Source organism: Pseudomonas sp. DTU12.3, from assembly GCF_004124275.1.
Lineage (GTDB): Bacteria > Pseudomonadota > Gammaproteobacteria > Pseudomonadales > Pseudomonadaceae > Aquipseudomonas > Aquipseudomonas helmanticensis.
The window spans coordinates 5,360,689-5,373,873 of sequence record NZ_CP027218.1 but is presented as its reverse complement, the minus strand read 5'-3'; the positions used below and the strand labels follow the sequence as shown (position 1 = coordinate 5,373,873).

At 59.1% G+C, this 13,185-nt stretch carries 3 protein-coding genes; 2 read left to right on the top strand and 1 reads right to left on the bottom strand.

Going from position 1 to position 13,185, the window contains the following annotated elements:
* Positions 1-21 precede the first annotated feature (21 nt).
* The gene (locus tag C2E19_RS24575; protein ID WP_129395453.1) at positions 22-1,386 is read left to right on the top strand and encodes a DUF1329 domain-containing protein; all 1,365 of its coding nucleotides are present in this window, start codon (positions 22-24) and stop codon (positions 1,384-1,386) included.
* A gap of 343 nt (positions 1,387-1,729) precedes the next feature.
* A complete protein-coding gene (locus C2E19_RS24570) occupies positions 1,730-4,465 on the top strand; it encodes a LuxR C-terminal-related transcriptional regulator (protein WP_129395452.1) in 2,736 nt (911 codons plus the stop codon).
* A gap of 105 nt (positions 4,466-4,570) precedes the next feature.
* Here C2E19_RS24570 and C2E19_RS29270 read toward each other — a convergent pair whose 3' ends face one another.
* Positions 4,571-13,177 (bottom strand): M10 family metallopeptidase C-terminal domain-containing protein, encoded by an 8,607-nt coding sequence (locus tag C2E19_RS29270; RefSeq protein WP_256661245.1) that lies wholly within the window; start codon positions 13,175-13,177, stop codon positions 4,571-4,573.
* Between the last annotated feature and the right edge of the window lie 8 nt (positions 13,178-13,185).

Here is a 13,185-nt window from a genome sequence, read left to right as displayed (position 1 = left end):
CATTTCAGGACGAACACACATATGAAAATAACAAAGAGTCTGTTCCACGCCGGTGTTCTGGGTCTGTCGCTGTTGGCGACCGGTGTCATGGCCGCTGTGCCTGCTGCTGAAGCCGACAAGTTGGGCAAGAGCCTGACCCCGATGGGCGCTGAAATGGCTGGTAACGCCGACGGTTCGATCCCGGCGTGGAAACCACTGCCGAAGAATGCCGGCACCGTCGACAGCAAGGGTTTCCTGTCTGACCCGTACGCCAGTGAAAAGCCGCTGTTCATCATCACCGCCAAGGACGTCGACAAGTACAAGGACAAACTTGCACCGGGCCAGTACGCGATGTTCAAGCGTTATCCGGACACCTTCAAAATGCCGGTTTACCCGTCCCATCGCGGTGCGACCGTGCCGGATGACGTGTTCGCCGCCATCAAGAAAAACGCCACCACCACCAATCTGGTGTCCGGCGGCAACGGTCTGGAAAACTTCGAAACCGCTGTACCGTTCCCGATTCCAAAAAGCGGTGTGGAAGTCATCTGGAACCACATCACCCGCTATCGCGGCGGCAGCGTGACCCGTCTGGTGACCCAGGCGACGCCACAGCCGAACGGCTCGTTCAGCCTGGTGTACTTCCAGGATCAGTTCGTGTTCCGCGACAAGATGAAGGACTACGACCCGAAAAATCCGGGCAACATCCTGTTCTACTTCAAACAGAAAGTGACTGCGCCGGCACGTCTGGCCGGTGGCGTGCTGCTGGTGCACGAGACCCTCGACCAAGTGAAGGAACCGCGTTCGGCGTGGGTCTACAACGCCGGTCAGCGTCGTGTGCGCCGTGCGCCACAAGTGTCCTATGACGGCCCGGGTACTGCGGCGGATGGCCTGCGTACCTCCGACAACCTCGATATGTTCAACGGTGCACCGGATCGTTACGACTGGAAACTCGAAGGCAAGAAAGAGATGTACATCGCTTCGGACAGCTACAAGCTCGACGATCCGAAACTGAAGTACACCGACATCATCAAGGCCGGCCACATTAACCAGGACCTGGCGCGCTACGAGCTGCGTCGCGTCTGGCACGTGGTTGCAACCCTGAAGGAAGGTCAGCGCCACATCTATGCCAAGCGCGACTTCTATATCGATGAAGACACCTGGCAAGCGGCGGTGATCGACCACTACGACGGTCGTGGTCAGCTGTGGCGTGTAGCCGAGGCGCATGCCGAGGACTACTACGACAAGCAAGTGCCGTGGTACGCCCTGGAAACCCTCTACGACCTGCAGTCTGGCCGTTATCTGGCGCTGGGCATGAAGAACGAAGAGAAACAGGCGTATGACTTCGGTTTCACCGCCACCACCAGCGACTTCACTCCGGCCGCTCTGCGTCAGGACGGTGTTCGCTAAACCGCTGTAAACCCGAGGCCGCATCCTCGTGAAAAACGCCCCGACTGGTTCGGGGCGTTTTTTTGCGCGTTTCCCACCTCACCGCTCATGTAGGAGCTGCCGCAGGCTGCGATCTTTTGATCCTGTTGTTGATTGTAAAAAACCAAGGTCAAAAGATCGCAGCCTGCGGCAGCTCCTACACGGATTCAGCACAAGGCGCGATGTAGCGGTGATGGCGGATTTTGTCGGCGCTGTGTAGCTTTTTTGTAGCCATTTGTAGCAGCAACCTTCATTACCTCTTCGTTTAAGGCTAGTCTGCGGACATCTGCAATGCCGCCAATAGCCATTCAAACAAGAGCCGGCCATGACTGATCTGTCCCCACTTCCGGGTCCTGCAAGCGTTGCCGTCGCGGCACTCGACGGGCGTTTCTTTCGCCCGCCGTTGCCCGAGGGCTACGTGCTGCGACCGCGCCTGTGCGAGCGCCTGCAAGCCGGGCTCGGTGGACGGCTATTGCTGGTCAGTGCCCCGGCCGGGTTTGGCAAGAGTTCGCTGGCGGTGGAGTTCTGCCAGAGTCTGCCGGCGCAGTGGCAAAGTCTGTGGCTCGGCCTGAGCCCGCGCGACAGTGACCCCGGGCGCTTCCTCGAGCGTTTGCTGGAAGGTTTGCAGGACGACTTTCCGCAATTGGGCAGCCGTGCACTGGGGCTGCTGAAAATGCGTCAGCGTCATCAGCCGTTTGCGTTTGAAGAATGGCTCGACGGCCTGCTCGATGAGCTGGCGCTGCACCTTGATCCAGCGGCGCCGCTGCTGTTGGTGCTCGACGATTATCATCTGGCGCAAGGCCCGGTACTCGATCGCTGCCTGCAATTCTTCCTCAATCATTTGCCGGACGGCTTGCTGGTCATGGTCACCAGTCGCCAGCGTCCGGACTGGCATCTGGCGCGCTTGCGCCTGTCTCGGCAACTGCTCGAACTGCACGAACAGGATCTGCGGCTGACCCACGACGAAGCTCTGACCTTGCTCGATCGCCACAGCAGCTCACTGCGCGGCGAAGCGCTGGAAAGCCTGATCCAACGTAGCGAAGGCTGGGTAGCCGGGCTACGTTTCTGGCTGCTGGCAGTGGCTGAAGCTGGTAGCGACGCCGCCTTGCCGCAAGCGTTGAACGGCGGGGAAGGGCTGATCCGCGATTACCTGCTCGAAGAAGTCATCGATTGCCTGCCCCCCGAAGTGCAGGCGTTTCTCTACGAAACGGCGCCTCAGGAACGCTTTTGCAGCGAACTGTGCGATGCCGTCCGCGAGTCCCATGACAGCGCCGAGATCCTGCGTTTCCTGCTGGCGCATCAGGTGTTTCTGGTGCCGCTGGATGAGCACGGTCACTGGTATCGCTATCACCATCTGTTTTCTGATCTGCTGCGCAGTCGCCCGATTGCGCAGGCGATGGTGCCGACCGCGACACTGCACCTGCGCGCCTGTCGCTGGTTCAATGCGCAGGGGCTGCTCGATGAGGCCGTGGAGCAGGCGTTGCGTGCCGGCCACCTTGATGTGGCCGCGAATCTGGTGCAAAACCTTTCTGAAGAACAACTGCTGGCCGAACAGAACGTCGGCATGTTGCTGCGCTGGAAAATGGACTTGCCCGACAGCCTGCTGATCAGCACGCCGCGTTTGATCGTCCTCTACAGTTGGGCGCTGGGGCTGGCTTGCCAGCTCGATGCCGCCGAAGAGTTGTCCAGCCATTTGAGCCGCTTTCTGCCAGCGCCTTCGGCCACTGCGCAAAAGTCGATGCTGGCGCAATGGCTGGCGTTGAGCGGGATCATTGCCCGTGGTCGCGGCCACCGTGAACTGACGCTCAGGTATTGCAGCGAAGCTCTGGAAAGCCTGCCCGCCAAACGCTACGGCCAGCGGCTGATGTGCCTGTCGACCCTGTCCAATCTGGCCATTGCCGACGGTGACCTATGGCGCGCCCGTGGCCTTAACCGAGAGTCGCTGGAGTTGGCGCAGCGCGTCGGCAACCCGTTGTTCGAAGCGTTGGCGCACTACGATCGTGCGCGGGTGTTGCAGGCACGCGGTGAAATTCTGCGCGCACTCGATGAAGTCCATCAGGGCTTGGAGCGCCTGAGCGGCCTGTCGCCGCAACGTTTGTATGCGGTGCGCGCGCGGCTGACCCTGTACGAGGGTTTTCTATTGGCGATGCGCTTGCAGCCACAAGCGGCACGCGTACGGTTGTTGGCCGGGATCGCCGAGGCACGGGCCTGTCGCGATATCAGCGTATTGATCGGTCATTGCGTGATCGCGCGTCTGGATGGCAGCAGCGGCGAGTTCGCCAAGGCCTTCGCCGAACTCGCCGAAGCCGAACGCCTGATGCACATCTGGGACGTGCCGCCGATCTACTATCTGGCGATGATCACCCTGGTCAAATGTGAACTGTGGCTGGCGCAGGGCCGCACCGATCTGGCCGAGGCCTGGCTGGCGCGATTGGGCCAGACTTACACCGGTGAAAAAGCCGCCGCGCCACCGGAATTTCATCCGCAACTGCCGTTGCACGTTGAATTGCAGCAGGCATTGCTCGACATGATTCAGGGCCAGCCGATGCTCGCTGAAGGGCGTTTGAACGTGTTGCATGAAAATGGTCAGCAAACCGGGCGACAGTTGCTCAGTGTGATGGCTCTGACGCAGAAAGTGACGTTGTTGCTGGCCGGTGGGCGCGAGCCGGAAGCGCGCAAGGCTCTAAATCAAGCATTGGAAGCCGCGAGCGGCGGCGTGCTGCAGCCGTTCGACGCGTTGATCAAAGGGCAGACGGATTGGTTGCGCGCTCAATTGGCGCCGAACGCGTCTACCCTTATCGGCCAGCAATTACTCGGACACATGCCGCATGTTGCTGTGCGTGCCGTGGCCGAATGCTCAGCGGCGGAACAACTCAGCAGCCGCGAACTGGCTGTCCTGCGCCTGATCGCTCAAGGCTGTTCAAATCAGGAAATCAGCGAGCAGCTATTCATCTCGCTCCACACCGTGAAAACCCACGCCAGCCACATCAACAGCAAACTGGGCGTCGAGCGGCGTACGCAGGCAGTGGCGAGGGCCAAGGAATTGGGAGTGTTGGCATAGCCGCAGTGTGACGGTAACGAACAACGAAAAACGCCCCGAAGCAATCGGGGCGTTTTTTCATCCGGACTGAATCACCGTCCTGAATTCGGTCTCATGGTCCAGCCATCAGACCAGCAGATCATTGGCACTGAAACTGTTGACCCCCACCAACTGGATTTCGAAGTCTGCAGTGGCACTGCCGCTGACATTGCCCGAAAGAATGTGGTCGACAAAACGCAGCTGTCCGGCTCCTGTGAAGTCGCCTGCGCCAATGAAGGTAAAGCCGTTGAAGCCCGCTACCAGAAGGTTGGCATCAAAATGACTGAGGTCGATCTTGTCGCCCTGCAGGCTGCTGAAATCGCTGATGACATCGCGATTGGCCCCCGTCCCTGTTTCGTTGACAGCACCGAATACGAACGTGTCCGCACCTGCACCGCCGAATAGGGTGTCCGTACCGGCACCGCCATTGAGAACGTTGTTGGCACTGTTGCCGGTCAAGGTGTTGTTGAGGCTGTTACCGGTCAGGTTGAAGGAGCCACCACCCAACAGCGTTACGTTTTCGACGTTCTGCAGATTGCTCAGGCTCAGGTCGACGAGGTTGTTCTGCGCCGTGGCGGTGTAAACGAGGTTCAGCGTGTCGATGCCCTCGTTGGCGTTTTCCTGCACCAGCGCCAGTTCTCCTGCTTGGTCGAGGTAGTAGGCGTCGTTGCCCTTGCCGCCGATCAGGGTATCGAGGCCGGCGCCGCCATTGAGCTGGTTATCGCCGTCGTTACCGGTGATGACGTTGTTGAGGGCGTTGCCGATGCCGTAGGTGTTGGCATTGCCGGTCAGGGTGAGGTTTTCCAGGTTGTCGCCGAGGATGTAGTCGACCGACGCCTTGACGGTATCGATCTCGTTGGCGAGGGTGCTGGTTTCCCTGACCACGTCGCCGACGTTGTCGACGATGTAGGTGTCGTTGCCCAAGCCGCCAACCAACAGGTCGGCACCGGTGCCGCCATCGAGAATGTTGTCGCCGGCGTTGCCGTTGATGGCGTTGCCCAAGGCGTTACCGGTGCCGTTGAGGTTGGCCGTGCCGGTCAGCGTGAGGATCTCCACGTTGGCGCCGAGGGTGTAGTCGATCGACGTGCGAACGGTGTCAATCTCGCCAGCCAGAGTGCTGGTTTCGCTGACCACATCGCCGACGTTGTCGACCACGTAGGTATCGTTGCCAGCCCCGCCGATCAACAGGTCGGCGCCCGCGCCGCCATCAAGGACGTTATCGGAGGCGTTGCCGGTCAGGGTGTTGTTGAGGCTGTTGCCGGTCAGGTTGAACGCGCCGCTGCCGAGCACCGCGAGGTTTTCGATGTTCTGCAGGTTGCTCAGGCTCAGATCAATGAGGCTGGACTGTGCCGTCGCGGTGTAAGTGAGGTTCAGGGTGTCGCTGCCTTCGTTGGCGTTTTCCTGCACCAGTGCCAGTTCACCCGCTTGATCGAGGAAGTAGGCGTCGTTGCCCTTGCCGCCGATCAGCGTGTCGAGGCCGGCGCCGCCATTGAGCTGGTTGTCACCGTCGTTGCCGATGATGATGTTGTTCAGCGCGTTGCCGATGCCATAGGTATTGGCGTTGCCGGTCAGGGTGAGGTTTTCCAGGTTGGCGCCAAGGATGTAGTCGACCGAGGCCTTGACGGTATCGATCTCACTGGCAAGCGTGCTGGTTTCGCTGACCACATCGCCGACGTTGTCGACGATGTAAGTGTCGTTGCCCAGCCCGCCGACCATCAGGTCCGCACCGCTGCCGCCGTCGAGGATGTTGTCGGAGGCGTTGCCGGTCAGGGTGTTATTGAGGCTGTTACCCGTCAGGTTGAACGCGCCACTGCCCAACAGCGTTACGTTTTCGACGTTTTGCAGATTGCTCAGGCTCAGGTCGACGAGGTTGTTCTGCGCCGTGGCGGTGTAAACGAGGTTCAGCGTGTCGATGCCCTCGCTGGCGTTTTCCTGCACCAGTGTCAGTTCACCCGCTTGATCAAGGAAGTAGGCGTCGTTGCCCTTGCCGCCGATCAGGGTGTCGAGGCCGGTGCCGCCATTGAGCTGGTTGTCACTATCGTTGCCGGTAATGACGTTGTTCAAGGCGTTGCCGATCCCGTAGATGTTGGCGTTGCCGGTCAGGGTGAGGTTTTCCAGGTTGTCGCCGAGAATGTAGTCGACCGATGCCTTGACGGTGTCGATCTCGTTGGCAAGGGTGCTGGTTTCCCTGACCACGTCGCCGACGTTGTCGACGATGTAGGTGTCGTTGCCCAAGCCGCCAACCAACAGGTCGGCACCGGTGCCGCCATCGAGAATGTTGTCGCCGGCGTTGCCGTTGATGGCGTTGCCCAAGGCGTTACCGGTGCCGTTGAGGTTGGCCGTGCCGGTCAGCGTGAGGATCTCCACGTTGGCGCCGAGGGTGTAGTCGATCGACGTGCGAACGGTGTCAATCTCGCCAGCCAGAGTGCTGGTTTCGCTGACCACATCGCCGACGTTGTCGACCACGTAGGTATCGTTGCCAGCCCCGCCGATCAACAGGTCGGCGCCCGCGCCGCCATCAAGGACGTTATCGGAGGCGTTGCCGGTCAGGGTGTTGTTGAGGCTGTTGCCGGTCACGTTGAACGCGCCGCTGCCGAGCACCGCGAGGTTCTCGATGTTCTGCAGGTTGCTCAGGCTCAGATCGATGAGGCTGTTTTGTGCGGTGGCGGCATACACGACATTCAGCGTGTCGTTGCCTTCGTTAGCGTTTTCCTGCACCAGTGTCAGCTCGCCCGCTTGATCGAGGAAGTAAGCGTCGTTGCCCTTGCCGCCGATCAGGGTATCGAAGCCGGCGCCACCATTAAGCTGGTTGTCACCGTCGTTGCCGATGATGATGTTGTTCAGCGCGTTGCCGATGCCATAGGTATTGGCAGTGCCGGTCAGGGTGAGGTTTTCCAGGTTGGCACTGAGGATATAGTCGACTGAGGCGCGAACGGTGTCGATCTCGCTCACCAAGGTACTGGTTTCGCGGATCACGTCGCCGACGTTGTCGACGATGTAGGTATCGTTGCCCAGCCCGCCGACCATCAAATCAGCGCCCACGCCGCCATCGAGGATGTTGTCGGAAGCGTTGCCGGTCAGCATGTTGTTGAGATTGTTGCCGGTAATGTTGAAAGTGCCATTGCCCAGCAACGCTACGTTCTCGACGTTTTGCAGATTGCCCAGGTTCAGGTCGATCAGGTTTTCCTGTGCGGTGGCGTTGTAAGCCACATTCAACGTGTCGTTACCTTCATTGGCATTTTCTTGCACCAGCGTGAGTTCACCGGCCTGGTCAAGGACGTAGGTATCGTTGCCGTTGCCGCCAATCAGGGTATCGAGACCGGCACCACCGTTGAGTACGTTGTCAGCAGCATTGCCGGTCAGGGTGTTGTTCAGGCTGTTGCCGACAAGGTTGAAGGCACCACTGCCCAACACCGTCAGGTTTTCGATGTTCTGCAGGTTGGCCTGACTCAGGTCGATGAGGCTGCTTTGTGCCGTGGCGGCATACACGACATTCAGCGTGTCGTTGCCTTCATTGGTATTTTCCTGCACCAGCGCCACTTCGCCCGCTTGATCGAGGAAGTAAGCGTCATTGCCCTTGCCGCCGATCAGGGTGTCGAGGCCGGCGCCACCATTGAGTTGGTTGTCACCGTCGTTACCGATGATGACGTTGTTCAGCGCGTTGCCGATACCATAGAGGTTGGCATTGCCGGTCAGCGTGAGGTTTTCCAGGTTAGCGCCGAGGATATAATCGATCGAGGCGCGAACGGTGTCGATCTCACTGCTCAGAGTGCTGGTTTCGCTGACCACGTCGCCGACGTTGTCGACCACGTAGGTGTCGTTGCCCGTTCCGCCGATCAGCTGGTCGGCGCCCGCGCCGCCATCAAGGACGTTATCGGAAGCGTTGCCGGTCAGGGTGTTGTTGAGGCTGTTACCGGTAATGTTGAAGGCACCTGCGCCCAGCAGCGTTACGTTGTCGACGTTCTGCAGATTGCTCAGGCTCAGGTCGACGAGGTTGTTCTGCGCCGTGGCGGTGTAAACGAGGTTCAGCGTGTCGATGCCCTCGTTGGCGTTTTCCTGCACCAGCGCCAGTTCTCCTGCTTGGTCGAGGTAGTAGGCGTCGTTGCCCTTGCCGCCGATCAGGGTATCGAGGCCGGCGCCGCCATTGAGCTGGTTATCGCCGTCGTTACCGGTGATGACGTTGTTGAGGGCGTTGCCGATGCCGTAGGTGTTGGCATTGCCGGTCAGGGTGAGGTTTTCCAGGTTGTCGCCGAGGATGTAGTCGACCGACGCCTTGACGGTATCGATCTCGTTGGCGAGGGTGCTGGTTTCCCTGACCACGTCGCCGACGTTGTCGACGATGTAGGTGTCGTTGCCCAAGCCGCCAACCAACAGGTCGGCACCGGTGCCGCCATCGAGAATGTTGTCGCCGGCGTTGCCGTTGATGGCGTTGCCCAAGGCGTTACCGGTGCCGTTGAGGTTGGCCGTGCCGGTCAGCGTGAGGATCTCCACGTTGGCGCCGAGGGTGTAGTCGATCGACGTGCGAACGGTGTCAATCTCGCCAGCCAGAGTGCTGGTTTCGCTGACCACATCGCCGACGTTGTCGACCACGTAGGTATCGTTGCCAGCCCCGCCGATCAACAGGTCGGCGCCCGCGCCGCCATCAAGGACGTTATCGGAGGCGTTGCCGGTCAGGGTGTTGTTGAGGCTGTTGCCGGTCAGGTTGAACGCGCCGCTGCCGAGCACCGCGAGGTTTTCGATGTTCTGCAGGTTGCTCAGGCTCAGATCAATGAGGCTGGACTGTGCCGTCGCGGTGTAAGTGAGGTTCAGGGTGTCGCTGCCTTCGTTGGCGTTTTCCTGCACCAGTGCCAGTTCACCCGCTTGATCGAGGAAGTAGGCGTCGTTGCCCTTGCCGCCGATCAGCGTGTCGAGGCCGGCGCCGCCATTGAGCTGGTTGTCACCGTCGTTGCCGATGATGATGTTGTTCAGCGCGTTGCCGATGCCATAGGTATTGGCGTTGCCGGTCAGGGTGAGGTTTTCCAGGTTGGCGCCAAGGATGTAGTCGACCGAGGCCTTGACGGTATCGATCTCACTGGCAAGCGTGCTGGTTTCGCTGACCACATCGCCGACGTTGTCGACGATGTAAGTGTCGTTGCCCAGCCCGCCGACCATCAGGTCCGCACCGCTGCCGCCGTCCAGGATGTTGTCGCCGGCGTTGCCGTTGATGGCGTTGTCCAAGGCATTGCCGGTGCCATTGAGGTTGGCGTTGCCAATCAGCGAGAGAACTTCCACGTTGGCGCCGAGGGTGTAGTCGATGGAAGCGCGAACGGTGTCGATTTCACTGGCCAGGTCGCTGGTTTCACTGACCACGTCGCCAATGTTGTCGACCACATAAGTGTCGTTGCCAGCACCGCCGATCAGCGTGTCGGCGCCTGCGCCACCGTCGAGCACGTTGTCGGAGACGTTGCCGGTCAGGGTGTTGTTGAGACTGTTGCCAGTAACGTTGAACGCGCCGCTGCCGAGCACGGTGAGGTTTTCGACGTTTTGCAGATTATTCAGGCCAAGGTCGACGAGGTTGTTCTGCGCCGTGGCGGTGTAAACGACATTCAGCGTGTCGTTGCCCTCGTTGGCGTTTTCTTGCACCAGCGCCAGTTCACCCGCCTGATCAAGGAAGTAGACGTCGTTGCCCTTGCCGCCGATCAGCGTGTCGAGGCCGGCGCCGCCATTGAGCTGGTTGTCACCGTCGTTGCCGATGATGACGTTGTTCTGGGTGTTGCCGATGCCATAGATATTGGCGTTGCCGGTCAGCGTGAGATTTTCCAGGTTAGCGCTGAGGACGTAGTCCACCGAAGCCTTTACGGTATCGATCTCGCTGGCCAGGATGCTGGTTTCACTGATTACATCGCCGACGTTGTCGACAATATAGGTGTCGTTGCCGGCTCCACCGATCAACGTGTCGGCACCGGTGCCCCCGTCGAGGACATTATCGCCGTCGTTGCCGGTAATGACGTTGTTCAAGGCATTGCCGGTGCCGTTGAGATTGGCTATCCCAACGAGGGTCAGGTTCTCCAGATTGGCGCCGAGGGTGTAATTGATCGAAGCGCGAACGGTGTCGATCTCAGTGGCCAGGGTGCTGGTCTCAGTGATCACATCGCCGATGTTGTCGATGACATAGGTGTCGTTGCCGGCGCCGCCGATGAGTGTGTCAGCGCCAGCGCCGCCATCGAGCACGTTGTTGCCACTGTTGCCGGTCAACACGTTGACCAGTTCATTACCGGTCAGGTCGATGGATGCCGAGCCCAGCAGTACGCCATCCTCCACGTTGCTGGAGAGGGTGTAGCTGACCGTCGTGCGGATCTGATCGTGACCGTCACCGTTGAACTCCATGACTCGGTCATTGACGTCGTCGATGATGTAAACGTCATCGCCTGCGCGGCCCCAGAGCCAGTCCGCCCCGGATCCGCCATCGAGAATATTGTTGCCGTTGTTGCCATTGATACGGTTGTCAATGAAATTGCCAGTGCCGTTCAGGTCGGCATTGCCGGTAAGCGTCAGAGTCTCGATGTAGTTGCCGAGTGTGTAGTTGACGGAGGCGTAGACAAGATCGTGGTCGTAGGACCAGTTTTCAATGATCTCGTCAGCGCTGTTGTCGACGTAGTAAGTGTCGCTGCCGCTGCCGCCAATCATCGTATCGGCGCCTGCGCCGCCATCGATGACGTTATTGCCCGAGTTACCGGTCAGCACGTTGTTGTATTCGTTGCCGGTCAGGTTGATCGCCGCAGTACCCAGCAGTTCGCCGTTTTCGATATTGGCGCCGAGCGTGTAGCTGACGCTGGTGCGAACCAGATCACGACCTTCGTTGGCAAGCTCAACGACCGTATCGTCGAGTCGATCAATCACATAAGTGTCGTCACCCGTACCGCCAACCAGTGTGTCGGCACCAGCGCCGCCGTCCAGGTAGTCGTTGCCGACCCCACCCTGAAGGTTGTTGGCGGAGGCATTGCCACTCAACGTGTTGTTGGCACTGTTGCCGATCACATTGAACGCGCCGCTGCCCAGAACCTGTACGTTTTCAAAGTTCACCAGATTGTTCTGGCTCAGGTCGATGACACTGGTCTGCGCGGTGGCGTCGTAGCTGATGTGCAGGGTGTCGTTACCCTCGTTGGCCTTTTCCTGAACGAGAGCCAGTTCATCAGACTGATCGAGACTGTAGTCATCGTTGCCTTTGCCACCGATCAGGGTGTCGACGCCGGCGCCACCGTTCAATTGGTTATTGGCGTCGTTGCCCGTGATCACGTTGTTCTGGGTGTTGCCGGTGCCATTGATGTTGGCCGTGCCGGTCAGCGTGAGATTTTCCAGGTTAGCGCCGAGGGTGTAAGACACCGATGCCTGCACATTATCGATTTCGCTGGCCAGAGTGCTGGACTCAACGACGACGTCACCGACGTTGTCGACGATGTAGGTGTCATTGCCTGCGCCGCCGATGAGAAGGTCAGTGCCGCCGCGACCGTCGAGAATGTTGTTGCCGGCATTACCCGCGATCACGTTGTTCGACGAGTTGCCATAGGCGTTGAGATTGCCGTTGGTCAGCAACGTCAGGTTCTCGACGTTTTCACTGCCGAACAGGTCATAACTGACGGTAGAAAAAACCGAATCGATTTCCGTCGGCGATGTTCCGGTCTCGACGATCACATCGCCTTTGTTGTCGACATAGTAGGTATCGTTGCCTGCGCCACCGACCATGTAGTCGGCACCTTCACGACCATCAATGACGTTGTCCAGGGCATTGCCCCGAATCTGGTCGTTGAAGGTCGAACCGATGGCATTTTCGATTTTGGCGCCATAGGCAATCGCCAGGCCGCTGTTGAAAAAATTAGTGGAGTTGTAGAAGAAACCGATGCCAATCGAGCTGAACGCACCTTCGTTCAAATCAAGGCTGACCGAATTCAACTGGTTGCTGGCGTCGATGGTGTCGTTGCCACCGGAGTCCCAGATGGTCTCGAAAATCTTGTCGTACTGTTTCCAGCTATAGACGGTGTCTCCGGCTTGCCACTGAGTATTGGCACCGTACAGGGCCTGGATCGCGAGGATGTCCAGGAGCATGGGAGTCGTTGGCTGGTAGGAGTAATTGTTGTTGTAACTCATGACCGTGTAACGGACATCGTCCAGCGACGCATCAAGAATCGTCGAGTTCACCGCGTTCGGAGAGAACGGGTGCTTCAGTCCGATGGCATGACCGATTTCATGAATGTAAGTCATGTAATCGTAGGAGCCATTGATCGGGAACTCATTGGCCGGATCGCCAATCCACACGTCGCCACCCTTGGGCGTATTGGATGGCGTATAAGCCCAGGCCGCGGCCTGGTCTTTCATCAACGCATAGCCACCAAAACGCAAGTCGCCGACGTTGGAAATATCGTCGGTGGTTTTGGTGAATGAAATATTGGCTACCGAACTCCAGGTGGCTAACGCTCTGATTATTCCGCCTTGCTGAGACGTCGACAGGTCATACATGGCTTTGTATTCATTGTCGGCACTGTAGTTGGTCGCGAAGTAGGAAGTACCCGACGCGACGAAGCTATAGGTCAGATTGGTGGTCCCGCCCAGAGGCCAGTTGGATCCTGCCCAATAAGACCCGGACAATAGGCTGTCTACAGGTTTGACGCCGGTCAGCGAGGAATTGAAGCTAAGCGTAGAGCCAGTTGGAGTGGGCATTTGAGTTC